Origin of the sequence: Imperialibacter sp. EC-SDR9, assembly GCF_902498805.1 — a bacterium.
Classification (GTDB): domain Bacteria; phylum Bacteroidota; class Bacteroidia; order Cytophagales; family Cyclobacteriaceae; genus Imperialibacter.
The window spans coordinates 41,161-65,453 of the sequence record NZ_LR701585.1 but is presented as its reverse complement, the minus strand read 5'-3'; the positions used below and the strand labels follow the sequence as shown (position 1 = coordinate 65,453).

Below are 24,293 nucleotides of genomic sequence, written 5' to 3'. Positions count from 1 at the left end.
TCTGTCGAATATGGGCAACGCACGGGAAGATGGAATAGCAACGCTGCACGCCGCAAGCCAGCAGGCATGGAGAGAGTGGCTGGAAGTCAACCATGAGACAGAAAAAAGTGTGTGGTTGATTATCTACAAAAAGGAAAGTGGTACCCCCAGCGTCTACTACCCTGAGGCTGTCGATGAAGCATTGTGCTTCGGGTGGATCGATAGCAAACCCAACAAACGTGACGAGAAGAGTTACTTTCAGTTCTTTTCAAAAAGAAATCCGAAAAGCAAATGGAGCGGAGTAAATAAAAGAAAGGTGACTCGACTGCACAATGAAGGGAGAATGGCGCCTGCCGGGCTAAAGATGGTTGAACTTGCCAGGCAAACTGGCACCTGGGAAGCTCTCAACGACGTCGAGACCCTTTCAATTCCACATGACATGGAAGCGTTGCTGAAGAATACTCCCGCAGCGGCCACCAACTTCAGTAACTTTCCGCCCTCGACAAGAAGAGGCATCCTTGAATGGGTTTCCAATGCGAAAAAGCCTGAAACGAGACAAAAAAGGATTGAGGAAACTGTATCGCTTGCAGCACAGAACATTCGTGCCAATCAGTATAAGCCGAAAGGTTAGCTACCTGATCAAATGGATGCCGGCTTGTTCATACCTGGCGGCGAGTACTGGGGAAATCCCCCTATCTGACACCAGAGAATCAATAAGAGACATTCCGGCAAACTGTAAATAGGCGTCTTTTTCCAACTTTGAAGCATCGCAAAGCAGATAGGTTTGCTCCGCCCTATGGGCCATCGCCAGGGTGATGGACGCTTCTTTTTCGCTGGCTGCGCTGAGTCCGTTGGCAAGCGACACGCCATCCACCCCGACAAAAGCTTTGTCAGCCTTATAGCGGGCTATATGTTCCAGCGCCATGCTACCATGCACCGCTCTTCGCTGAATGTCAATTTCCCCTCCAATCAAATTGATGGTAAAGCCAGGATGGTTTAAAAGCTCCGAAACTATCGGTAGCGAATTAGTAATAATCGTCAACCTCTCCAGCTTTCTTAAGTGAGCACACATTTGGAAAACCGTGCTACCGCAATCCATAAAAATGACATCGTTAGGTTCTACGCACGAAGCCGCCAGCTTACCAATGTATCCCTTCGCTTCATTGTTCCTCGATTCTTTTTGATGAAAGCCCGTACTCTCTGGCAACATGGCCCCGCCATGGGTGCGCACAAGTAGCCCCTTTTCGGAGAGGACAACCAAGTCACGTCGTATGGTAATATCCGAAGTATCGAACAGAGTGGCCAGTTCCCTCACCGACGACTCCTCGCCTGCCTTTAATTGCTCAAGTATTCCTTTTTGCCTCGCCTTGCTGCTCATAGGATTCTTTTTTGTAAAGATAGAATAGAATTATTGAAAGTGATTGTTTTATGATTATTTTTGATCAAAAAATGATCAATCATGAACAATCCCAATATTAAAATTGAAAAGAAAGAGCTGCTATCCGGCAACTGGTACAAACTCTACAAGGTCGATTTCCAGATCAAAGGAAAGGCAGGCGAATGGCTTAGCCAGTCACGGGAATGCTACGACAGGGGCAATGGAGCCACTATCCTTCTTTACAATACCGAGAAAAAAACTGTAATCCTAACAAAGCAATTTCGGATGCCTACCTACGTAAATGGCAATGACACCGGCATGATGATAGAAGCCTGTGCCGGCTTGCTGGATGCCGATAGCCCTGAGGAGTGCATCAGACGGGAGACCGAAGAAGAAACTGGGTATAAGATCAGCAAGCCGGAAAAAATTTATGAGCTCTACATGAGCCCAGGCTCAGTAACAGAGATTCTGTACTTTTTCATTGCCGAGTACACCAAAGAACAAAAAGTGAGCGAAGGAGGAGGGGTTGACGAGCACGAGGACATTGATGTATTGGAAGTCCCTTTTGCCAGGGCATGGGAAATGGTAAAAACGGGAGAGATCAGAGATGCTAAAACGGTGATATTGCTCCAGCACATGAAATTGAAGGGTATTGTTTCATAGATTACTATGAGAACACACATCTGCTTCACGAGCAAAGAAAAATTGGGCAAGAGTACAATGAATCTATCTAATCATTGATGTCTCTCAATTCAGAAAGGTTTTCCATGAGCTTACTCAAGTGTTTTCCGTAGAGCTTGTTGATATACCATTTATTGAAAAAGTAGAGTGGAAAAGCAAATAGCAGGTTGAGGGCCAACCAGAGGCCAACTGCAAATGCCAGATAGCCAGGTGCTATTGAGCTCTCATAAGCCCCTTTTGCGATGATGAGTCCGCTAAGGATTGGAGCTATTGACATGCCGATCCACAGATAAACTTTTAAGTATTTCCCTAGTAGTGTTGCTTGAGTTTGTAGCGTGCTCGCAATGGTGTCCGTTTGGTGCCCCATCTTAAGCAATAACCCGTATTTCAATGCAAAATAAACAAGAGCCATCACCCCCGTTACAACAAAAATCCACCATGCAAATATTTCGAAGCTATTTTCTCGTGAAAAAAAAACGAAAATGGCCACCGGGTAAGTGAGCAAAAACAGCGTCAGATCCAAAAGCAGGCCTTTTTTTAGCTTAGATACGAAGGAACTGGATTTGCCAATCAATATTTTTTTTATGGCTTCCTCATCTGGTGAGTCACTCTCTTCTCTAGTTACTTTCCATAGCTCTTTCAAATCGTCTATATCTTTCATGGCATCTCCCCCATTATCTTTTTCAACCGATCCTTTATTCTGTGCATTTTCACCCTGAGGTTATTATCGTTTATACCCAAAACTTCCTCCATCTCCTCATAGCTGTGTTCTTCCAGATACATTGTGACCAACGCTTTCTCCACCTCACTTAAGCGGGCAATGGCCTGATACATTCTGGTGATGTCTTCGTCTACTTTCGTTTCTTCGGGCTGGTGGCTCCAATGGTTCTCCTTTCCCTCGATATCATCGGTAGGTACTCTTTTCTTGCGTTTACTGAGATGGCCAATGGCTGTATTCAAAGCCACCCTGTAGAGCCAGGTGCTGAATTTTGACCTATGCTGAAAGCTGCCGAAAGACTTCCACAGCTGTAGCATAATCTCCTGGAAGAGATCCTGCCGATCGTCAGGATCATCACAATATACCCGGCATATCTTAGTCACAATGCCGTGATGTTGTTTTGTCAGTTCAAGAAATTCGTCAGAGACCTTCAATGAGCTGTTTTTATTCGGTTAGTTGAAGCGATCTCTAATATGTTACAGTAAAGTCAGTTTTAATTCCCGGCAAGTATCTTTTTACAAACACTCACTAATTTTTACTGGCTTGTTACCGCAAGGCTCTCCATCTTTAGAGCCTGAATTGTTCCTTATGAAAATTACTTTCTACTTCGTACTTGGCTTCACTTTGCTCTCAGCTTGCCAACAATCTAAACCTGCGGAAACTGCCGGAGTCAAAATGTCCGGCAACCCATTGTGGGAAGGCTGGTACGCCGATCCGGAAGGTGTGGTGTTTGGCGATGAGTACTGGATTTACCCCACGTTCTCAGCGAAATATGAGGAACAGGTATTCCTCGATGCTTTCTCCTCCAAAGACCTGATCAGCTGGACAAAGCATGAGGGCATTATGGACACCACCATCGTGAAGTGGGCCAACCGGGCGATGTGGGCTCCCTCGGCCGTTGAAAAAGATGGGAAGTACTTCCTCTTTTTTGCTGCCAACGACATCCAAAACCAGGACGGCCCTTACTGGAAAGACAACCCCGATGCAGCCAAACAGCAGGGAGGTATCGGCATTGGCGTGGCTGACAGTCCGGCGGGGCCATTTGCCGACTACCTGGGCAAACCGCTCATCGATCAATTCTACAACGGCGCCCAACCCATTGATCAGTATGTATTCAAGGCGATGGATGACAAATACTACATCGTATATGGCGGCTGGCGCCATTGCAATATCGGGCAGCTAAATGACGACTTCACGGCTTTGGTGCCATTTGAAGATGGAGATCTTGTCAAGGAAATCACGCCAGAAGGTTACGTGGAAGGCCCTACCTTCGCCATTAGAAACGGAAAATACTACTTCATGTGGAGCGAAGGCAACTGGGGCGACGAAACCTACCGGGTGGCCTATGCTATTTCCGATTCTTTGTTTGGCCCACATAAAAGAATAGGCATCATCCTTTCCCAGGACCCTGAAGTAGCAACCGGCTCCGGTCATCATTCTGTGATCAATGTGCCCGACACCGACGAATGGTATATTGTGTATCACCGTCGTCCCATTCCCAACGAAGGCCGTGATCATCGGGTAACCTGCATCGACAAACTGGAGTTCAATGAAGATGGCACCATTAAGCCTGTAAAGATTACTTTTGAAGGTGTGGAAGCCAGACCACTTTAGATATTGCCAGTTTTGTATATTCGGATAATAAAAAGTCGCCCATGAGAACGCTCTTTGTCAGTACCATCGTTTTACTCTTTTGCTATTCCTGCGGCTGCAAGTCTGAGTGCACCAGTCCCCCGATGACTTTTAAACTAGAAATTGTGGATTTGGAAACCGGCGCTAATCTGATCGAAAATGGAACGATCAGCACCACCGACATCACATTAAAAGCCACGGATACCGGTCAAGAGGTGGATTTTTTGATTGCAGACAACCAAATAGTGTCCGATGAAATAGGCTGGAAAAGCGCAGACGGATCCACTGAGTTTGAACTAAAGCTTGGTGAAGCGGGAACAGTGATTTGCACGATTGTATACAAAGGTGTTTCTGAAAATTGCTGCAGCTTCTTTGAATTGCAGGGCACCAGCTTCAGTAAAGAGTATGAGATGGTTGATGAGTATAGTTACTTGATCAAACTTTAGAGGTCTGAAAGGATAAATCCAGCCAGGAACCAACTTACTATTTAGGTCATTTTCATTATCTTTAACTTAAACACCAGGAAATGACAGCAAGCACCAAAAGTCAATTGGTTGAGTGGATTACCCAACTTGACGATCAGGAGTTGATTGAAACGATCAGCGCAATCAAGGAATCGGTAGAAAAAGGAGACTGGCACAAAAGCCTGAACAACAAGCAAAAGGCCTCCATCAAACGGGGACAAGACGATCATAAGGAAGGAAGAGTCCTAAGTAGCGAAGATTTTTGGCAGAAGCATGGGTGATACCAGAACAGTAGTCTGGTCGATGGAATCCTCAAAAAGAATCGAGGAAATAAAAGACTTTATCAGGCTCAAATGGACAGAAAAGGAGGTTGGTATGTTCCTCCTTGATCTGAGAAAGTTTGAATCAATTGTGAAAAAATTCCCTTACGCCTACCCATCATCCCCTTCTGTCCCTGAAATTAGGCGTGCAGTGATTTCGAAGCATAATTCGGTAGTATATCAAATAGATGACAATACTGTAAGAGTTCTCACTGTTTTCGATAACCTAAAAGACAACGAGTAGCACGATGTCGCCAAAAGCAATTAAGTTTCTTTCTCGCCATTTCCTAAGCCCAGGCCCTGTCGCCCTTAGCGTAGGGCACACATCCCTCCCATCTTCCCGGTACTGCGATATATCGCAAGGCCTGCGTAGCCCCAGGCTCTGAGGAAAAATAACCCCAGTGGGTAAGCTGATGCATCATGGTAAAATAGTGAACAGGCTCGTCCTCCGCTTTGCCTTCATTGTACTTTTCCGCTTGCTCCAAAAGGGCAACAAGCAATAACTCCTTCTTCTCAGCACCAATGACCATAAAGTCATCCCCCTGCATTTGCTGGCTCGCCTTGTTCAGTTTAATCAGTCCTTCTGTAAATATCTTCTGTTCGTCTTCCGAGTAGCAATCAGTAACTATCACCTTCATAAACGCACCAATTCTAGCGGCCTTTGCCCCTGGAGAACCTTCTGTGGTTGGCAGTATGGTTTCCCCCACCTCGTCCAGCAATGCAAGGTCGTCGGCACTGAACAGCCCCTCCTTTGGAGCTTGTTGTTTGCATCCCGTTAAAAATGCCTGAGCACCTACCATGGTGCCTCCCATAAGCAGTGCCGTGGCTGATATCGCTTCTCTTCTGTTCATAGCTCTTCGTTTACAAATTCCCCTTCTTAAACTCCTCAGCAGCATAATTTGCCGCCCGGGCCGTCAATGCCATGTACAAAATCGACGGGCTCTGATTGCCTGTGCTGGTCATGCAGGCCCCGTCGGTCACAAACACGTTTTTGCACTGGTGCACCTGGTTCCATTTGTTCAAAATGGAATTGGAAGGATCAGTCCCCATCCGTGCGCCCCCCATCTCGTGGATGTCGAGGCCGGGCGCTTGCTTGCTGTCGTTTGTTTCTATGTTTTTAACGCCCGCTTTTTCCATCATCAGCCTTGCCTGGGTGAGGAAGTCATCGACCATTTTCTCATCATTGTCGTCGTACCCCACAGATGTTATCAGCAGGGGAATGCCCCACTGGTCTTTCTCTGTTTCGCTTAGCCTCACATGATTTTCCGCTTTGGGAATGGTCTCTCCCTGCATGTACATATACACATGCCAGCCGCCAGGTTCTGTCTGCGACAATTTATAGGCAGCTCCTATAGCTGGCTGCTTGAAATGCACGCCTCTCGCCCGCCAGGCACCTGAGAAAATGGTATACCCACCTACAAAGTCAGTGTCTTTTTTGCCAAGGTTTCGGAAGTTGGCAATAATCGGCTCTGTAGGGTTTCTTCCGTAATAGTATTTGTCTTCAAATCCATCGACCTTTCCTCCTGCCCAGCCACGGTAATTATGAAACCCTACATATCTGCCAAGCAGGTCGTTGTCGTTGCCCAGCCCATTCGGGAAACGATCCGACTTCGAGTTCAGCATAATCAGTGTGCTATTAAGCGCCGAGGCGTTCAGAAAAATGATCCTGGCTTTGAAGTCGGTTGTCTCTTTGGTGTTGGCGTCAATCACCCGCACACCGCTGGCCTTGCCCGTAGCTTCATCGTACAGCACGGAGTGCACCACAGAAAATGGCCTGATGGTCATATTGCCCGTTTTATCGGCCCAGGGCAAGGTGGATGATACAGAGCTGAAGTAGCCACCGAAAGGGCAACCCCGCATGCACAGGTTCCTCGCCTGGCACTTTCCTCTACCCTGTTGAATATGAACCTCCTGAGGCTCGGTGATGTGCGCCCAGCGGGCATGCACCATGTTCCGGTCGGGAAAATGCTCTTTGATTTTGTCGCTCATGTGCTGCTCCACACAGTTGAACTGGAAAGGAGGCAGAAATTCGCCGTCGGGCATGGCTTCAATGCCATCTCTGGTGCCACACACACCCATAAATTTCTCCACATGAGAATACCATGGTGCTACGTCATCGTAGCCTATCGGCCAGTTCATGCCATAGCCTTGTCGCTCAGGAGCAGTAAATTCATACTTGCTCCAGCGCTGGGTAGCCCGGCCCCAAATGATTGACTTGCCTCCCACCTGGTAGCCTCGGATCCAGTCGAACGGCTTTTCCTGCACATACGGATGGTCTTTGTCTTCAATAAAAAAATGCTTGGTATCCTCTCCAAAGCCCGCAGCTTTGGTGATGAGTGGGTTTTCGTCTTTGAACTTTTTGGTCAGAGCCCCTCTATGTGCCAACTCCCAGGGCCGGAGGTGGGCCGTGGGGTAATCTTTATTGTGCACCACATCGCGGCCCCTTTCCAGTACCAGGGTTTTCAGTCCTTTGTCACAGAGTTCTTTGGCAGCCCAGCCTCCGGAGATTCCCGAGCCGATCACAATCGCATCGAAAGTGTTGTCCATATCATCAAGATACCATTATCAAAAATTACCTATCAAGGTAGAAAATTTGGAAAGGACTTGACATAGAATATCGTATTTTTACCTGTCCGGCACCTACTGCTATCCGGCAATTCATTTTTGATCACTAGAGTCCGTAGCCATGTCCAAACGAGTAATATTCGATTTTGATATCAGCTTCACCAACGGTGGTGGCATACAAGGTCAGGAGTTTCGCCTTGACATCGGCGGCGAGTCGATCTCTGATCAGGATTTGGCTGACTACATCGTATGGGACATGCGCCTGCTGATGGTGGGCAAAGTGAAGATCATTAACAAACGCTACATCGCCGAAGAGCACAAGCGGTCTCCTATCTCGCTAGCGCAGGGAGAAGAGCTTATTGACCTCAGCCATACTGTTTTTGATGGCCTGGTAACCTACAAAGGTCTGCCTGCTCCTGTCATTTGCGACTACCTGACCAGAGAACAGTCAAAAGAGATTTACGACAAAGGTGCTACCGTACAAATTGGGCGCATCGACATGGTGGCCAACACCGGCACTTATATCGACTGCCCGTTTCATTTCTTTGAAGAAGGCATGGATCTGTCAGAAGTACCACTCACTGCGTTTACCGGATTGGACGGCATCACCATAGAAGCCAGGGGAGTGATGGAAATTGGCGTCGACTTTTTCAAAAACAAAGAGATCAGGAACAAGGCTGTGCTGGTGCACTCCGGATGGGCTACCAACTGGAACACGGAGGCCTATTTCACTGATCATCCGTACCTGACCAAAGAGGCGGCAGAATACCTCAGGGAGTGCAGCGTAAAACTGGTGGGCATTGATAGCCACAACATCGACGACACCAGAGGAAAAACCCGGCCGGTGCATTACACATTGCTGGGTGCCGACATCCTGATTGTGGAGCACATGTGCAACCTTGATATGCTTCCCGCCGCTGGCTACACTTTCCACGCTGTGCCTCCGAAAATCAAAGGGATGGGGACGTTCCCGGTGCGGGCTTATGCCAAGGTGGGCAGATAAATGTCATGGGGCTGCACCGCCACTATTTTTTCTGAGCTGAGAACTTTCACTGACATACTGTTGTCAGCAGCTGTGGATACTTTTGGCAGCTAAAGACAACATTCAAATAATGGCCACTCCCCTCAAATACCTTTACTCAGAGAAGTTCTCCAACGACTTCACGGAGATCATAAGCCAGGTATTCCCTTCATTCCCAAAGGCTAAGTTCTTCGGTCTGATCCATGACGCAGCGTGGGACGGCAAAGAACTCAAACAAAGGATGAAACACATCACCTGGGCCTTGCACCAGGTTCTACACGGCGACTTCAAAGAGTCAGCTGCCACTATTGAAAGCGTGGTTCAAACTCTACTGCGCCGTCATCCAAACTCCATGTCGTTTGAATACATGTTCCTTGCTGACTACATCGAAACCTATGGCATCGACGACTTCGACACTTCAACACGGCTAATGGAGTTGGTAACTCAATTCGCCAGCTGCGAGTTTGCTGTGAGACCTTTTATCGTCAAATACGGTGATCCAATGATGGGGCAGATGCACGACTGGAGCCTGCATGAAGATCATCGGGTGAGGCGGCTGGCCAGCGAAGGCTGTCGACCACGACTGCCATGGGCCATGGGGCTGCCCGAACTGAAGAAAAATCCATCCGCCATCCTGCCTATCCTCGAAAATCTTAAAAATGACCCTTCTGAATTTGTGCGACGCAGTGTAGCCAACAACCTGAACGACATAGCAAAAGACAATCCTGAACTTGTGATTTCCATTGCTCATCGATGGAAAGGTAAAACCAGGGAGACCGACGCTATTGTGAAGCATGGGTGCCGGACACTACTAAAGGAGGGCAATGTGGCGGTGCTGGAGCTGTTCGGAATTTCAAGTCAGCCAGTTGTTGAGCTAAAGTCTTTTGAAGTCCATACATCAGCCGTTAATGTAGGCCAGCACCTCGAATTCTCATTTTCTCTCAGAAACATAACCGAGCAAGACCAGGCGCTGCGACTGGAATATGCCATCCATTATCTGCTGCAAAACGGCCAGCACTCTAAAAAAGTATTCAAAATAAGCGAACGGAAAATCGCTGGCAATGGTCAGCTTGATATAGAGAAAAAGCACAGCTTCCGACCCATTACAACCCGAACATTCTACCCCGGAAAACACAAAGTCTCGCTTATCGTGAACGGGCAGGAAAAAGGAGTTGGCGAGTTTGAGCTAATTGCTTGATAGGATGCGCTGTACCGGCATCCTCATTTTATTCCACTCCGTCCGGGGTCGGTCAACGCCTCGAGCGAACGAAGGTGCCGGTACGGCGAGCAGCCTTAAGTAAGAGCCGTCAGACACCGGTTAGCTATCCGGCGCAACATCTGGTATTTTGTTTTTCCCCTATTTTTTACTTCAAAAATGATCTTTTTTGAAATTCATACAAGTCATCAGTAGTGATTGTTATATCGTAGCCCTTCTTCGTCAGACTAGCCCTTAAGGCTTTGTCACCCCTCCATATTTTCACTCCCATAAAGTCTGCAAGGCTACGTATGGTGTGTCTTTGGGATCAATACCACTCACAATTTCTTCTGCCGTTATCCAATGCTGAAATGGAATCTCAGACTCCGAAATAAGTTGTACATTCTTTATAGTGCTGGCATAAATCCTTTCAATCTCATCAAAGGGCTTGTTAGTAATTTTCTCAATCTTTGAAAAATATTTTTTCACCTCGTATATCATATACTCCGGCGCCACGAACTCAATATGATTCACAGAATTTAGAAGGAGATAGCCAATTTTGCTGCTGGTATTCAAAATGGCGCTAAACACAATGTTAGCATCAACAATAACTTTCACTTGATAAACCTACCCCTGTTTTTTGCCCACCAGGTGGCATTCAATTCTTCAGCAAGCTTATCTGCGTCATCCTGTTTACCCTTTACATCGGATGTCATTTCCAAATACTCGATGTATTCGAGCAATCGTTCCATTGCGAACTTGTCGATATTGGGAGATATCTTCAGTAAGATTTCATTTGGAGTTCTTTCAATAATCATATTACCTCCCTTTTCCGTAAAGATACCATATTTTACGAACACACTTTAACACATTCTTCTCCGAAATTACTAGCGATATGTGAGAGGTCATACCGAGCCGTTGCATTTCTCTAAAAAGCCAGGATGGGGCTGCACCGCCATCCTGTTTTTATTACGCCCTTTCAGGGCTTGGATATAGGTATCGGTACGACCAATAGCCACCCAGCAAGAGCCGTCAGACACCGGTTGATTCGCCTTAATCCGCCGGCTGACCGCACCAGCGGTAATCCCACCAGCGATACCGACGCCTGGTCTTCTTCCTCCCGTCTTCCTCGCCCGCCGAAGCCTTAGCGCAGGCGGGCCACTACTTACTCCTCTACTGCTTACCAACTACTTCTTATTTTCCACTATCTTTATACCTACCTAATTACCAAAATTTACCATTCTTATGAAAAGACTTATCCTGCCAGCAATGGCATTTGGCCTGATTTTCGGCTGCGAACAGACTCCCGAGAAGGTGGCTGTGAAAACCTATTCCATCGAACAGTTCTACAAAAACATCAATGTGAGCGGCGGCAGCTTCTCGCCAGATGAATCGAAGATGCTTGTTTCCACCAATGAAACAGGTATTTATAATGCCTACGAAATCCCGGTCGATGGCAAAGGCGAGAAAAAGCAGCTGACCAACTCCACGGTCGATTCTTACTTCGCCGTTTCCTATTTCCCGAACGATGAGAGGCTGATATTTACCGCCGATCAGGGTGGCAATGAGAACAACCACATTTACCTGCAAACACCCGACGGCACGCAGAAAGACCTGACGCCCTACGACAGTGCCAAGAGCTCGTTTTACGGCTGGAGCCAGGACAAGCAAAGCATGTTCATTGCCTCCAACAAGCGGGACGCCAAATTCATGGACGTGTATGAGCGCACCATAGCGTCTCTGGATAGCGAGACCGGATTTGGTGAGGTGATCTACCAAAACAACGACGGCAGAGATGTAGCAGCCATTTCGCCTGACAAGAACTACTTCGCACTGACTGAGTCCATCACCAGCGCCGACTCCAAAATGTATCTCTACAACAAGGCAACAGGCGAAACCACCGACATCAGTGAGCACGAAGGCGATGTGCAATACAACCCACAGTTCTTCAGCCTCGATAACAAAGAGCTATATTACCTGACGGACGAAGGTGCTGAGTTTGTCTACCTGGTAAAAAGGGATCTCGCTACAGGGGCCACCGAAAAAGTATACGAAGACAAATGGGATGTATGGTACGCCTATGAGTCGCAGAGCGGCAAGTACAGGGTGATTGGCGTGAATGAAGACGCCTCTACCAAAGTGCATATTTTTGACATGACAACCGGCAAGGAAGTGACTCTTCCGGCCATTGAAGGAGGCAGCATTGCCTCAGTGAACATTTCGGACGGCGAAAAGCTGGCCCGCCTGACAGTGAGCACGTCGGCCTCACCCAGCAACATTTACGTGTACAACTTCGAAACCAATGCGCTCACCAAGCTCACCGACACGCTCAACCCAGAAATGGCGGCCAGCGACCTGGTAGAAGGCAAGGTGGTGCGTTTCAAGTCGTTTGACGGCACGGAGATTCCAGGCATTTATTACCAGCCTAAGAATGCTGCTCCAGGCGAGAAAGTCCCAGCGCTCGTGTGGGTGCACGGCGGCCCGGGCGGACAAACCAGACTGAGCTACTTCGCTCTCATCCAGTACCTGGTGAACCATGGCTATGCCATATTGGCGGTGAACAACCGGGGCAGCAGTGGCTATGGCAAAACATTCTACCACATGGACGACCAAAACCATGGCGACAAAGACCTGAAAGACTGCGTGGCAGGCAAATCCTACCTTGCATCTACCGGGGTGATCGATATGGACAAAGTGGGCATTATTGGCGGCTCCTACGGCGGCTATATGGTGATGGCAGCGCTGACCTTTGCGCCTGAGGAGTTCAATGTGGGTGTGAACCTGTTTGGTGTCACCAACTGGCTGCGCACACTGAAGTCGATCCCTCCATATTGGGAAAGCTTCCGCAAGTCGCTGTACGATGAAATGGGCGACCCTTACACCGCCGACTCAGTGAGGTTGTATGAAATCTCTCCTCTCTTCCACACCGAAAATGTAACCAAGCCTCTCATGGTGCTGCAAGGCGCCAACGATGTGCGGGTGCTGCCGGTAGAATCCGACGAAATAGTGGCGGGAGTGAAGGCCAATGGTGTGCCCGTGGAATACGTGGTATTCGACGACGAAGGCCATGGCTTCCGCAAAAAGGAAAACGAGATCAAAGGCTACGGCCAGGTGCTGGTGTTTTTGGATAAGTATTTGAAAGGGGAAGGCGAGCCTGTGGCGGAGAAGTGATAGGTTATTACAACCCTCAGAGTCTCCAGTGAGTCTCTGAGGGTAAATTTTACCAAAATGAAAAACCGGTTAAAAGCTTTTTGGACACTACTCGGGCTATCTATTCTTCAGTTGCAGTCCTTTGCTCAAACACCGAATTTTTCAGGAACCTGGGTGTTGAATTTAGCAAAAAGCCAACTTGAACATAAGCCCGATGGGCTTACTAGCAGCGTGTTTGTGATAAAGCAGGAAGGTGATAAATTCAGGCTAACCAGATACCACATATTTGGTGACAAGAAGAAAAAAATAAGTTTTAAAATGACTGCAGATGGCAAGACAAGGCCAGTCAAAATATTATTTAAGGGTAAATTAGAGAACAAGGAAAATAGCTTACTAGCGACGATTTGGGGAAAGAATTTTTCAAATATCGTGAACTACAAAAATGGAGCAAACCAACATGAATTCATTGCCGACGAGGTATTCACAGGATTGCCACAGAACCACCATAACATCTGGGTTTTTGATAGAGAATTGCAGGATTAACAATTCTCTGCTCTTCGACATGTTCCGAAGGGCACCGCTGAGCGGGAGGGCCGAAGGACAGATAAAAAACGATTTTAATCCCGACTCAACCTCCGCCAGCATTACAATATTCCTTTGCACATGTACATCAGACGATAATTAAAGGAATCGCCTTCTCTTTTTCCTATTAATTATTGAAACACTCTCATATGGAGAGGCTCTGAGGGAATTTCATATCAGAACGACCTGGGGGATAACGACTAATCTATTATCTTCTCTACGCCAACATAGTACAAGTCGAAACCTCCTCTGCCCCCCGGTCTATCCGAAGAAAATACGAGCAAGTTATTGTCGAATCCTCTGCTATAGGAAAGAATAACGGGTCGGTATTCATCAAACGCTGTATTTATATTTTCGCCAAAATTGACGGGTTCTGACCAGGAACTTCCATCATACAATGAATAATAAAGATCATACCCACCAAATCCTCCGGCCCTGTTGGAAGTGAAAACCATCGTGTTTCCGTTAACAAAAGGGCATTTATCGTCACCGTCAGAACTGACCGTTAGTTTCTCAGGAGTTGCTTCGTTTGTCCCCTGAAGTGTGTATACTAAGTCAGAGGTAAAATCTACGTCCATGGCGTAGATGTTGAACTTTCCGTCACGATCGGAACAGAAAAGGATTTGGCTTGATCGTGAGGGATCAACTCCACTCTCTGCTTCAATATTGAAGCTTTCGCCAAAGAATGTTGGATAAAGCTCGTTGAATTCAGTTTTTAACCAGGGAACACTTTGGGGTTTCGAGATGGAATGCGAATCAACGTTTTCTACATCCAGGGGGTCATAGTAGACGAAATTTATGTCAAAATTTCCAGTGCAATCATTGGCGTACATCAATAGATAGACATAACCGGCAGTCCCGGAGGTTTGTCTTTCAAACTGCATTGAATACGGCCCAAACTCATCACAGGAAGTATTGATGGCTTCCAGCAGATAGGGAGAGTGGTTATAGCCTTCAGTTGTAACCCCAATTCCCAACTCATGCTTCTCGTAATCCCATTCAACAAACATATTTTCTCCAACAATGTCAAAATCGAGGCCAGAGTTTCTTGTGGACGAAAAGTGTAAAAGGCGCTCATTGTATACCACTGGCAAGTCGGAGTTATAATCATCAGATGTGCTGTTAACTTCTTTAAAGTTAACTACCTCATCGGGGAAATGGCCCTCACTGTACCGGGGAGGTTTCTCACACGAGAATAGCAGGCTAATGACAACTGTAGCTGGCAAAAAAGATTTCATAATTAATCTATCAAATTGTTACTCCGATCAAAAAAGACTCCCATGCCGCAAGGGTCTCCCTTGTGGCTATCGACAGTCTGGCGTCCGCCAGCTCCGGGCTGATGGTCGAATTCGCTCTCTATTTTTTATTCAGTTTATATATCCTTACCGCCTCAAGATACTTCTCTCCGTTTTCTCCATCCAGGCCACCAACTGAATAGTCTCCCAGGCTTAAGAAAAGTGTTTCACAATCGTCGCAGTCATTAAGCGCTAATACTAGGGCTTTGTCGATGAACAGGTGCAGAATACCATTAGGAAGCCCTGACTTCAACTCCTTCAATTCTTCTTTCAACTCATTTGTCGTAAATTTTGGGAATGAATAAGCGCCAGCATTGATCTGCTTGATAAAACGATCATCAATGAAGAAATAAGAGTTCTTCGTTACCGGGACAAGATCATACTTCCAGCTTTTCGAAACAGGCAAATTTGCGAGCTCTGTCATTGAGATTCTTCCGTCTTTCAGTTCCACTTTTTGGGGCAATATCGACGGCTCATTTAGCTTCTCGTGATTCAAACAGTCTTGCACAAGCATTTCCGTTCCATAAATCACTTTATTTTCTACCGAGTCGATGGCGCCACATATAGATAATACTCTTCCGGCTTCAGTATATCTTAATATCGGCTTACTGCTTGCTCCCCCATACCCATTACAACCACATTCAAGCTTTACATCTTGGATTTTCGAGCTGTGCATGTATCCGGAAAGACCATAATTAGTCCAGACCTTGTACCAACTTGCTCCAGACGCATCAAATTCAAATATTTCTCCGTCATTAATCTGCCCAATAACTCCTGCCTGGCCACTTGGCTCACTTCGCACGTTCGTATAACCATCAGGATCGTTAATTTGACCTAGTCTTGCTTGAGCAAACAGATGGATTGGTAACAAAAGAAAAAGTATGGATGTGTATTTCATTTATTTTAAAAGTCACCCTGACTGCCCTCTTCTGGATGTTCTACAGGCCATGAAATAAGATAGGGAATTAGTTTGGAGAATTCCTTATGCCGGATTAGAAATCCGGTTCTATCCTGGCTTCGGGTTTTTCGCTCAGCGATGCCCTGCGGAACATCCCTAAGAGCATTCCGGTTTAAGCATTACTCCCTAGCGTCTTCATCAACTCCCTGGCAGCTGCGCCACCAGCACGATTGGCACCAATAGTTGAAGCGGAAGGCCCGTAGCCCACCAAATGAATCCTGGGCTCCTTCGCTACCATGGTGGCCAGGCTTCCCGCCATCACAATGCCATCACCCTCTTCCCTTGGCAGCACCGCCTCCAGGTGAGACAGGGCACCTTTGAAACCTGTATTCCAAAGGATGACTTCGGCTTTTTCTTCTCTTCCGTCGGTCCATTTCACACCGATTGGGGTGATCTCGCTAAACATGGGGAAACGTTTGAGCACACCCCGCTTTTTCATATCGATTACTGTCGGGGACATGGGTAGTCCGGTAACCGATACTACCGACAAAGGAGGTAGCCCATTCCGTACACGCTCTTCCACCATGGCAACAGCACGGTGGCCGGCCTCATCATCAAACGGCCCTTCTTTAAACTCAGGCGGACGCCTCGTTACCCAGGTGGTGGTGGTCACTTTCGAAATCTGATCCAGCAACTGAATGGCAGATATACCCCCGCCCACCACCACATGCTTTCCCTGGAAATACTCAGCCGTCTTAAAGTCTTTGGTATGCAGCTGCTCGCCTTTAAAAAGGTCTGCACCGGGATACTCCGGAAGGTAGGGGTTTTGCCAGGTACCTGTAGCATTCACAAGGCCCAGCGCCGAGAACAGCGCTGTAGAGGTATCGATATGAAGCCGATCGTTATGCCAGTATACCTTCTCTACCTTAATGGGGCGATATACCTGCAGACCAAATTTTTTTTCGTACAACTCATAGTAATGTGGCACCGCCACACTCGCCTTCACTTCGGTGGCGTTGGTTGCAATAGTGTCTTCAAAGGGCATTCCCGGCAGGTCGTGAATCCTGTTCACTGTGCTCAGGGTGAGTGAGGGCCAGCGAAACTGCCAGGCACCGCCGGGGCTGGGTGCTTCATCCAACACCACAAAATCACGGCCGACTTCCAGCCCACGCCTTTTCAAATGATAAGCCGTAGAAAGTCCCGCCTGCCCTGCTCCTATTACCGCAATGTTGGTTTTGTAGCGAATCCTGTTGGCCATCCAAAACCCCTCATTATCGCCAGCCCAGGCCTGGTGCTACGTGTTCCAGAATAGAAGAAAGCACATGCACATTGTAATCCACCCCAAGGGTATTCGGTATCGTCAGTAGCACAGTATCTGCCTCCTGAATGGCCTCGTCTTTCGCCAGCTCTTTGATCAACTGGTCGGGTTCGGCCGCATAGCTCCGCCCGAAGATGGCCTTCCTGTTACTTTCGATAAAGCCTATTTTATCTGTTCTGTTCGCCTCTTGCCCGAAATAATACTTGTCCTGCTGATTGACCAGGGCAAAGATGGACCGGCTCACCGAAATCCTTGGTTCTCGTTGGTGACCAGCTTCCTTCCATGCTTTCCTGTACAACCTGATCTGCTCAGCCTGCTGTATGTGAAATGGCTTGCCGCTTTCATCAAACTTCAAGGTGGAACTTTGGAGGTTCATGCCCATTTTCCCCGCCCACGCTGCCGTGGCGTCAGAACCAGATCCCCACCAAATGCGGTCACGCAATCCTGCCGAAAACGGTTCTAACCTCAGTAGGCCCGGAGGATTCGGAAACATAGGATAGGGATTAGGCTGCGCAAAGCCCACTCCTTTCAATTGTTCGAAAAATTGCAACCCTTTCTGGCGTCCCATGTCTGCGTCGGTTTCTCCTTCAGCAGGTTCATAACCAAAGTGTCGCCAGCCCTCAATCACTTGTTCCGGGGAACCCCTGCTGATGCCCAACTGCAGCCTGCCACCAGCAATCAAATCAGCCGCCCCGGCGTCTTCCACCATATACAGCGGGTTTTCGTAACGCATATCAATGACCCCGGTGCCAATCTCAATGCGGTCGGTTTTAGCACCAATTGCCGCCAGCAAAGGAAAAGGAGACGCCAACTGCTTCGCAAAATGGTGTACACGAAAATAAGCGCCATCTATTCCAATTTCCTCTGCCGCTACAGCCAGATCAATGGACTGAAGCAGGGTATCAGCGGCTGTTTTGGTGCTATAGGCAGGGTGATTATCCCAGTGTCCAAACGATAAGAACCCTATTTTTTTCATACTCCACAATGGGTTTGATGTAATGGTGATAAAGATAGTAAACGCCCTATTGCTATAAGCATGGTGTCACTACCCTTTCCTGTTAATTATCGGACAACGTTTTACGTTGACGATTGGTGCCATGGTTCAAGGTAATGGTGCCTACCTTTTTATTCCTTTCACATTTTGGCTTTATTTCCATCAGTGCGTAAGTTGCTTTCGGCATTAAACAACAGCATGGATGACTAAAAAACGGATATTTTTTACCGGGGGATCAGGGAAGGCCGGGAAGCACGTGATACCCTACCTCCTCAACCAGGGGCACAGAGTGATGAATGTAGACCCGGTGCCTTTGAACTACCCAGGGGTGGACAACCTGAAGGCTGACATTACCGATTCCGGACAAATGTTTAATGCCATGAGTTCATATGCCGGACTGGATGAGTTGGAGGCAGGCAACGGCGTACCAAAATTTGATGCCGTAGTGCATTTTGCAGCCGTTCCCAGGATCTTAATCAACCCCGACAATGAAACGTTTCGGGTCAACACCATAGGCACTTACAATGTGATTGAAGCGGCTGTGAAGCTTGGCATCAAGAAGATCATTATTGCTTCATCGGAAACCACCTATGGTGTATGTTTTTCAGATGGCAAAACCGACCCTCATGTGCTGCCTTTGGAGGAGGACTATGACGTCGACCCCATGGATAGCTATGGATTGTCGAAGGTGGTCAATGAAAAAACAGCCCGCAGCTTCCAGCGACGTTCAGGGTTTGATATTTATGCCCTTCGTATTGGCAATGTGATTGAGCCCCAGGAATACGCCGAACTGTTTCCGGGATATTTCAAAAATCCTGAAGTGCGCCGCCGGAATGCTTTCTGTTATATTGACGCCCGTGACCTGGGGCAGATCGTGGATTTATGTTTGAAAAAAGACGGCCTTGGTTATCAGGTTTTCAATGCCGGCAACGATCACAACGGCGCTATTATCCCCAGCAAGGAACTGGCTGAACAGTTTTTCCCGGGTGTGCCCCTTACCCGTGAATTGGGCGAGCATGAGGCATTGTTTTCCAACCGAAAAATCCGTGAGGTACTGGGCTTCAAAGAGCAGCACAACTGGCGGAAGTATGTGAAAGGGTAATGATGGGAAGTTCGGTAAGCCCGCTATAGTTCTGATACCCTGCCGCAAGTTTGACAAGGAGCATGGAGCGGGACTGCACACCGCCTCCCTTGATCCCACTCCGTTCGGAGATTTTCAACAAACGCAGGGCCGTTTATTCCCTTCTCATCAGTTTTCGCTTTCCCACCCCATATTGTTGGAGTCCAGATCGGCGTTGATTCTTCTTACCACAGCGTCAATTTCATTGGCTTGTTCGATCATTTTATCCACCAGTTCATCTGCCTGCATATCGGAGCCCATTTTGTAAACGGCAGCAAGACCCAGCAACCTTGCCACAGGCCCACGCAAATGATGGGCATTGATGTGGCCATACCTGATAAGCATTTCGTTTTGAGACTTAATTCTTGCCGTACGCTCAGTCACAATTTGCTCTAAATTTTGATTCAATGAACTAAGCTCTGACTGTGTCGCATGAAGCTCTTTGTTTTGCGCAGCGATCTCATCCGCCCTTCTCTGGAGTTCTAAATTAGTGTTTCGCAAGTGATAATGTATCCCATCGTAGCTGCCTTTTAATACAGCCGTAGCAAACGTAATAACGAAGTATAGAATAGAAAATGTGATACAGGCAGTAACCTTTTCCGACACATGATAGACAAACACAGTATTGAGGAGAATGAATGCTATCCCGTGCATAACCCACATGGTTCTTCCCTTCAGCATCACTGAGATAACAAAACCGACAATCATAACCACGGCCAGTGTGACAGAAGCATGGGGGGCAATAAGCCGTTGATAAGCCACTACAGTTAGCGTTATAGAGGTTAAAAGAAGCACAGCTTGCGTAGGGTATTTATCCCTCAACTTATAGGCAGCAATGCAGGCCAAAAGAATGACTAGTGAAACCACGGTGGGCAGCATCTTCTCCGGACGGAAAACAATACTGGACAAGAGAATAAAAGAGACCCCAAGAATACTTATCCTCAAAAGGGTGTTGAGAAAAAACTTCTCAATATTCCTTACTATCATTTAGCTGGTTGCTCAAAAAAAAATCGGTTCGATTTCAATTTAACAAAAGTTTGCTGAGGTAAAGTGGTCATTCAAACTAATTGGCCAGCAACTAATGAATTCCTTAACGAAATGCCTTTTTATCTATTCTCAGTCCAAATCATGCTGTCGTTCCGCAGGTGTCAAGACAATGAATTTTTGCTATTCGCTCTCTTTCCTTTATGCATCCAAAAAACCTTGTTTGCGGACACAGATACTCTCTCTACATAAAACATCGATAGACTTAGCTGGTAAACACCCGCCCATAGATGAATTACAAAGTCAAAAAAAGTACAAACAGTCTTACTTTTTCCCGTCGGCAGACGGGAACCTTGACGGTGGTTGGAGAGTCATTGAAACGAATAATTTCATCGCTAACTAATTGCCCCACAAGGGCAGCAAAGCAAGGGCACAACGGAGTGATAAAAAGCAATAGTTCCCTGCAAGTAACAGGCAGACTCCTGACACAGCCCAGCCTGGTCTTGCAGCTCTGGTTTTAACGCCGGCCGACCGACTGTCGATTTACATTTCCAGTTCTTTTGACTCCAGATCAGCATTGATCTTCTTAACAACTGCGTCAACCTCACTGGCCTGCTCTATCATTTTCTCCACAAGCGTATCAATCTTACCGCCAGACTCAAGCTTGTAAATGGCAGCAAGCCCCAGCAGTCGTGCCACAGGCCCCCTTAAATGATGTGCATTGGTATGGCTATAGGAAATCAGCATGTCGTTTTGCGCCTTAATTTTTGCCGTGCGCTCCCCCACCATCTGCTCCAGGTTTTTATTCAAAATACTGAGATCGTGCTGGGTCTTTTGAAGCTCTTCATTTTGTTGTGCTATCTCCGCTGCCTTTTTCTTCATCTCATCATTGGTATGTCGAAGGTGCTGGTGTATTCTATCGTAGTTGGCCTTTAACACACCGCTGGCATAGGCGATAATCAGGTATAAAATTGAGTAGGTGATGGCAGCCGTAACCGGATCTGATACGTGATAAAGAAATACGGTATTTAGCATCAATAGCGCAATTCCATGCATGGCCCACATGGTTCGCCCCTTTAGCATCACCGAAAAAATAAAGCCAATAATAATCACAGTAGCCAGGGTAATAGAAGGGCTTATTTGCATGAGCCGTTGGTAGCAAACCACTGCCAAAGTAATGGACGTTAGAATTACTACCGCAGATGTTGGGTGCTTCTCCCGAATCCGGTGCGCCACCAGGCAAGCGAGCAAAATAACCAGCGTAGTAATGACACCTACAGTGTCTTCCGGAAAAAAGAAAAAGTTAGCAGCGAGAATCAAAGCCACGCCTACAACGCATGCTTTTAAGAGCGTATTGAGAAAAAAAGGTTCTATGTTTCGGCCTTCCATTATCGTACCTATGCAGCTATTAGTTTCTTGCCAATTTTACAAAAGATTATTGGGCCAAGCTACCATTTTGTGTAGTTACGGGCACACAACCGTCGGCGGATTGACTCGTGATTTTAGCTGCTCCAACTTCTCAGAAAACACATACAAGAACGGGTTTATACGTCCTGCACCACAAAAATGGCATTGTGGTTTAGGTCATAGAAGCCAAATTCGTGTGTACCCCAGGGGGTGTTCATTCGCAATTTCTCTTTCGTGATGATTCCCCGCTTCTCAAACTCCTCGAAATAGGGCCTGATATCGGCAACAAAAATCTTCATAACAGAGCCGCCGGTAATAGGATCGTCCTCATTGCCATGATGGAACTGCAAATGGAACTCCAGGTTTTCTCTTCTCAACCCGGCGTATCCTTTATCACCAAAACAGTAACTAAACCCGGCGTACTTGTCATACCACTCTATGTCACGTTGTATGTCGAGCGAGGGAAGAACCGGGATGATACCTAAAGGTGAGGGTGTGGCAGCCATGGCTTTGTTTTGGATGTTCTACGATTTAATATACGCATTGCAACTGGTCATTTCAAGTGATTGTCTCACCGGATCACGGTGCACCAGCCTGCTCGAAGCCAGGGAATCAATTCCATGCACTGTTGAGATTACGAGGTAACTACAAAAAGTCCTATCTTCCCGTATGAAACACGGTCAATCACTATCGCTACTATTACTATGCCTTTTGTTTGTTGCTACCATGTGCAACCCGCCTGTAGCAGACGAGACAGCCAAAGAAAGCATACCCAATTCAGAAACCATAGCTCCGGAAGGGTTTAAGGCGCTGTTCAATGGTGTTGATTTAGAAGGCTGGTATACTGTGAGTGACGGAAATGGCCCCGACAGTCTGGAGATATTCCGTGCTGAAAATGGAACGATCCACGCTTACCCCAGCCAAAAGGATGGTTCACGTCAGTCATTTGCCGGGTTAGTAACCAAAGAAGAATACAGCAGCTATATTCTAACGTTTGACTTCAAATGGGGCGAGAAAAAGTTTGAGCCCAGGACTGGTAATGTAAAAGACGCTGGTGTTCTGTTTCATATTTTTGACGAAACTGACTTTTGGCCTTATGGCGTAGAATGTCAGATACAAGAAGGAGACCTTGGGGATTTATGGATCATTGGGGCGAGAGCCTCAGCCAGGGTGGATGCCTCTGAGCACTATGCCACCAACGGCGAACTCAAGACAAAGGGCGAAATTGAAAACAAATACCATCGCTTCTCCAGGTCCTTTTCATGGGAAGTGTCGGGCTGGAACAAGGTAGAAGTTGAGGTAAATGGCGACCATGCCACTTTCACCATTAATGGGAAAGTGGTCAATGAGGCCATTGATATGAAATATTGGGATGCTGAAAAAAATAGCTGGGAGCCGCTCACCAAAGGAAAAATCCTATTGCAGGCAGAAGGTGCCGAGATTTTTTACAGAAATGTGTTTATCAAGCAGCTTTAACTGAAAAATCACCACGAAGCAGGTAACCAAATTGATTCGAAGAACCGCATCTATCCTGCCACACAACAAAAAAGCGGGTGCATCGTGCAGCCGCTTTTCTTAAATACAATAACCAGCATATTCTATTCAATGATAAGCTTACCCTTCATAACCACGTGAATAGAGCAATAATAGTCAGCACCTTCACTCACCACCATACTCCAGCTCGCACCTGCAGGCAGCTTTGAAGACGACCACTTCTCTTCGTTTAGCTCGGTAATGTCGTGCTCCGTAATGTCCTGATTGATCCATGCTATTGTATCTCCTTTGTTTACCTTCAACTCTGCTGGTGAAAATTCCATTTGCCGTATAACGACGGTATGATAAGTGTCGGTATTCCTCAAGGCTGAATCTGTCTGGGTAGGATCAATGCTTTCGCCGATACTTTCATGACCTACCGCAGTTGGTGGCGGCTCCTTCTTTTCATCCGAACAACTATTCAGGACAGCGAGAGTCAACAAAAGAATCATCGTGCTTTTCATTTCACATTGGATCATTTACCAGCAACCATTTTTTGAACCATTTCTGCATGTGCCAGGTGGGTTTTCAGCGCAGGCACCACATTTTCCAAAAGCTTCTTCAATTCCGTGTTTTCTGTTTCAGGTATTAAGAGTCCCTCAACTGCCGCAATCACCGCCTTGTGATACGCCACTTCATTATTGATATAAGCCTTGTTAAAATCCTTGCCGGATTTTGACCGGAGCTCTTTCTTGGTACTCTCGGCATCCGACAATAGCTGCTTACTCACAGCGTTGTCCATCGGCGTTACTCCTAGTTTGGTGGCCAAAGCAACGGCTTGCTCTATCACAGCCCTATGATCATTCGCCATTGTCTCTGCAAACTTTAGAACATCCTTGTCTTTGGACTTTTCCTTTGCAATTTCGGCATATCCGATATCTATCTGATTAGCGGTAACTGCGGTATGCGCTACCTCAGGGTCTGACAGCTTCGGATTTTGTGCGCCCACCTGTCCTGTGCTGATAAATATGCATGCCAGGGCAATGCACCAATTTTGAACCTTTTTCATATTGTTTTAATGTTTTAGTTAACACTCTATTAGAGCATGGTATGGCAAAA

Annotated in this window: 29 protein-coding genes; 12 read left to right on the top strand and 17 right to left on the bottom strand. The window is 47.0% G+C overall.

What is annotated here, in order from left to right; translation table 11 throughout:
- The first annotated feature begins 10 nt into the window (after positions 1-10).
- Positions 11-610: a YdeI family protein gene (locus GC130_RS13950; protein ID WP_151998944.1), complete on the top strand. Its 600-nt coding sequence runs from the start codon at positions 11-13 to the stop codon at positions 608-610.
- Here GC130_RS13950 and GC130_RS13945 read toward each other — a convergent pair whose 3' ends face one another.
- A complete protein-coding gene (locus GC130_RS13945; RefSeq protein ID WP_151998943.1) occupies positions 611-1,357 on the bottom strand; it encodes a DeoR/GlpR family DNA-binding transcription regulator in 747 nt (248 codons plus the stop codon). It abuts the gene before it with no gap.
- 81 nt (positions 1,358-1,438) lie between these two features.
- Here GC130_RS13945 and nudK point away from each other — a divergent pair, with 81 nt between their 5' ends.
- Positions 1,439-2,020: a GDP-mannose pyrophosphatase NudK gene (gene nudK / locus GC130_RS13940; RefSeq protein ID WP_151998942.1), complete on the top strand. Its 582-nt coding sequence runs from the start codon at positions 1,439-1,441 to the stop codon at positions 2,018-2,020.
- 67 nt (positions 2,021-2,087) lie between these two features.
- Here nudK and GC130_RS13935 read toward each other — a convergent pair whose 3' ends face one another.
- Both GC130_RS13935 and GC130_RS13930 read right to left on the bottom strand, forming a co-directional pair.
- Positions 2,088-2,699, bottom strand: a complete 612-nt coding sequence (locus GC130_RS13935; protein WP_151998941.1) for a hypothetical protein — start codon at positions 2,697-2,699, stop codon at positions 2,088-2,090.
- Positions 2,696-3,190, bottom strand: a complete 495-nt coding sequence (locus GC130_RS13930) for an RNA polymerase sigma factor (RefSeq protein ID WP_151998940.1) — start codon at positions 3,188-3,190, stop codon at positions 2,696-2,698. Before GC130_RS13930 ends, GC130_RS13935 begins: the two co-directional genes overlap by 4 nt.
- 154 nt (positions 3,191-3,344) lie before the next feature.
- Between GC130_RS13930 and GC130_RS13925 the strand changes: the two genes are divergently transcribed.
- From GC130_RS13925 to GC130_RS13910, 4 genes are all read left to right on the top strand, one after another.
- Entirely contained in the window at positions 3,345-4,370 is a 1,026-nt protein-coding gene (locus tag GC130_RS13925; RefSeq protein WP_151998939.1) for a glycoside hydrolase family 43 protein, read from the top strand.
- A gap of 41 nt (positions 4,371-4,411) precedes the next feature.
- Positions 4,412-4,834, top strand: coding sequence for a hypothetical protein (locus tag GC130_RS13920; RefSeq protein WP_151998938.1), 423 nt, complete (start codon positions 4,412-4,414; stop codon positions 4,832-4,834).
- Positions 4,835-4,914: 80 nt separating this feature from the next.
- Entirely contained in the window at positions 4,915-5,133 is a 219-nt protein-coding gene (locus GC130_RS13915) for a hypothetical protein (protein WP_151998937.1), read from the top strand.
- Positions 5,126-5,416: a type II toxin-antitoxin system RelE/ParE family toxin gene (locus GC130_RS13910; RefSeq protein ID WP_201568261.1), complete on the top strand. Its 291-nt coding sequence runs from the start codon at positions 5,126-5,128 to the stop codon at positions 5,414-5,416. The genes GC130_RS13915 and GC130_RS13910 overlap by 8 nt, the downstream gene beginning before the upstream one ends.
- Positions 5,417-5,459: 43 nt before the next feature.
- Here the strand turns inward: GC130_RS13910 and GC130_RS13905 are convergent, their stop codons facing one another.
- Both GC130_RS13905 and GC130_RS13900 read right to left on the bottom strand, forming a co-directional pair.
- The gene (locus GC130_RS13905; RefSeq protein WP_151998935.1) at positions 5,460-6,023 is read right to left on the bottom strand and encodes a gluconate 2-dehydrogenase subunit 3 family protein; all 564 of its coding nucleotides are present in this window, start codon (positions 6,021-6,023) and stop codon (positions 5,460-5,462) included.
- Positions 6,024-6,033: 10 nt separating this feature from the next.
- A complete protein-coding gene (locus GC130_RS13900; RefSeq protein WP_151998934.1) occupies positions 6,034-7,719 on the bottom strand; it encodes a GMC oxidoreductase in 1,686 nt (561 codons plus the stop codon).
- Between the two features lie 139 nt (positions 7,720-7,858).
- Here GC130_RS13900 and GC130_RS13895 point away from each other — a divergent pair, with 139 nt between their 5' ends.
- Together GC130_RS13895 and GC130_RS13890 are read left to right on the top strand one after the other, a co-directional pair.
- Positions 7,859-8,740 (top strand): cyclase family protein, encoded by an 882-nt coding sequence (locus tag GC130_RS13895; RefSeq protein ID WP_151998933.1) that lies wholly within the window; start codon positions 7,859-7,861, stop codon positions 8,738-8,740.
- Positions 8,741-8,849: 109 nt separating this feature from the next.
- Positions 8,850-9,956 (top strand): DNA alkylation repair protein, encoded by a 1,107-nt coding sequence (locus tag GC130_RS13890; RefSeq protein ID WP_151998932.1) that lies wholly within the window; start codon positions 8,850-8,852, stop codon positions 9,954-9,956.
- A 279-nt stretch (positions 9,957-10,235) separates the two neighbouring features.
- Here the strand turns inward: GC130_RS13890 and GC130_RS13885 are convergent, their stop codons facing one another.
- The 3 genes from GC130_RS13885 to GC130_RS13875 all read right to left on the bottom strand — a co-directional run bounded on the left by GC130_RS13885 (position 10,236) and on the right by GC130_RS13875 (position 11,140).
- Positions 10,236-10,571, bottom strand: a complete 336-nt coding sequence (locus tag GC130_RS13885) for a PIN domain-containing protein (RefSeq protein WP_151998931.1) — start codon at positions 10,569-10,571, stop codon at positions 10,236-10,238.
- Entirely contained in the window at positions 10,568-10,771 is a 204-nt protein-coding gene (locus GC130_RS13880; RefSeq protein ID WP_151998930.1) for a hypothetical protein, read from the bottom strand. Before GC130_RS13880 ends, GC130_RS13885 begins: the two co-directional genes overlap by 4 nt.
- Before the next feature lie 87 nt (positions 10,772-10,858).
- Complete coding sequence (locus GC130_RS13875; RefSeq protein WP_151998929.1) at positions 10,859-11,140, bottom strand: hypothetical protein; 282 nt, start codon at positions 11,138-11,140, stop codon at positions 10,859-10,861.
- 58 nt (positions 11,141-11,198) lie between these two features.
- Here GC130_RS13875 and GC130_RS13870 point away from each other — a divergent pair, with 58 nt between their 5' ends.
- Together GC130_RS13870 and GC130_RS13865 are read left to right on the top strand one after the other, a co-directional pair.
- A complete protein-coding gene (locus GC130_RS13870) occupies positions 11,199-13,124 on the top strand; it encodes a prolyl oligopeptidase family serine peptidase (RefSeq protein ID WP_151998928.1) in 1,926 nt (641 codons plus the stop codon).
- A gap of 57 nt (positions 13,125-13,181) precedes the next feature.
- Positions 13,182-13,646 (top strand): hypothetical protein, encoded by a 465-nt coding sequence (locus tag GC130_RS13865; protein ID WP_226940481.1) that lies wholly within the window; start codon positions 13,182-13,184, stop codon positions 13,644-13,646.
- 239 nt (positions 13,647-13,885) lie between these two features.
- Here the strand turns inward: GC130_RS13865 and GC130_RS13860 are convergent, their stop codons facing one another.
- From GC130_RS13860 to GC130_RS13845, 4 genes are all read right to left on the bottom strand, one after another.
- Positions 13,886-14,923 (bottom strand): PD40 domain-containing protein, encoded by a 1,038-nt coding sequence (locus GC130_RS13860; RefSeq protein WP_151998926.1) that lies wholly within the window; start codon positions 14,921-14,923, stop codon positions 13,886-13,888.
- Between the two features lie 118 nt (positions 14,924-15,041).
- Complete coding sequence (locus GC130_RS13855; RefSeq protein ID WP_151998925.1) at positions 15,042-15,878, bottom strand: SH3 domain-containing protein; 837 nt, start codon at positions 15,876-15,878, stop codon at positions 15,042-15,044.
- Between the two features lie 172 nt (positions 15,879-16,050).
- Positions 16,051-17,136, bottom strand: coding sequence for an FAD-dependent oxidoreductase (locus GC130_RS13850; RefSeq protein WP_151998924.1), 1,086 nt, complete (start codon positions 17,134-17,136; stop codon positions 16,051-16,053).
- A 13-nt stretch (positions 17,137-17,149) separates the two neighbouring features.
- On the bottom strand, positions 17,150-18,172 hold the full coding sequence (locus GC130_RS13845; RefSeq protein ID WP_151998923.1) for an LLM class flavin-dependent oxidoreductase: 1,023 nt from the start codon (positions 18,170-18,172) through the stop codon (positions 17,150-17,152).
- 220 nt (positions 18,173-18,392) lie between these two features.
- Here GC130_RS13845 and GC130_RS13840 point away from each other — a divergent pair, with 220 nt between their 5' ends.
- Positions 18,393-19,292 carry an NAD(P)-dependent oxidoreductase gene (locus GC130_RS13840; RefSeq protein WP_151998922.1) on the top strand — a complete coding sequence of 300 codons (900 nt, stop codon included), beginning with the start codon at positions 18,393-18,395 and terminating at the stop codon, positions 19,290-19,292.
- A gap of 147 nt (positions 19,293-19,439) precedes the next feature.
- Here the strand turns inward: GC130_RS13840 and GC130_RS13835 are convergent, their stop codons facing one another.
- From GC130_RS13835 to GC130_RS13825, 3 genes are all read right to left on the bottom strand, one after another.
- On the bottom strand, positions 19,440-20,297 hold the full coding sequence (locus GC130_RS13835; RefSeq protein ID WP_151998921.1) for a hypothetical protein: 858 nt from the start codon (positions 20,295-20,297) through the stop codon (positions 19,440-19,442).
- A 540-nt stretch (positions 20,298-20,837) separates the two neighbouring features.
- On the bottom strand, positions 20,838-21,620 hold the full coding sequence (locus GC130_RS13830) for a hypothetical protein (RefSeq protein WP_151998920.1): 783 nt from the start codon (positions 21,618-21,620) through the stop codon (positions 20,838-20,840).
- A 218-nt stretch (positions 21,621-21,838) separates the two neighbouring features.
- Complete coding sequence (locus tag GC130_RS13825) at positions 21,839-22,207, bottom strand: glyoxalase/bleomycin resistance/extradiol dioxygenase family protein (RefSeq protein WP_151998919.1); 369 nt, start codon at positions 22,205-22,207, stop codon at positions 21,839-21,841.
- Between the two features lie 163 nt (positions 22,208-22,370).
- On the opposite strand from GC130_RS13825, the gene GC130_RS13820 reads away from it, so the two are divergent.
- Positions 22,371-23,177: a DUF1080 domain-containing protein gene (locus GC130_RS13820; RefSeq protein ID WP_151998918.1), complete on the top strand. Its 807-nt coding sequence runs from the start codon at positions 22,371-22,373 to the stop codon at positions 23,175-23,177.
- A 122-nt stretch (positions 23,178-23,299) separates the two neighbouring features.
- On the opposite strand, the gene GC130_RS13815 is transcribed toward GC130_RS13820, so the two are convergent.
- Together GC130_RS13815 and GC130_RS13810 are read right to left on the bottom strand one after the other, a co-directional pair.
- Positions 23,300-23,698 carry a plastocyanin/azurin family copper-binding protein gene (locus tag GC130_RS13815; RefSeq protein ID WP_193217859.1) on the bottom strand — a complete coding sequence of 133 codons (399 nt, stop codon included), beginning with the start codon at positions 23,696-23,698 and terminating at the stop codon, positions 23,300-23,302.
- Between the two features lie 11 nt (positions 23,699-23,709).
- On the bottom strand, positions 23,710-24,243 hold the full coding sequence (locus GC130_RS13810) for a DUF4142 domain-containing protein (RefSeq protein ID WP_151998916.1): 534 nt from the start codon (positions 24,241-24,243) through the stop codon (positions 23,710-23,712).
- Positions 24,244-24,293 lie beyond the last annotated feature (50 nt).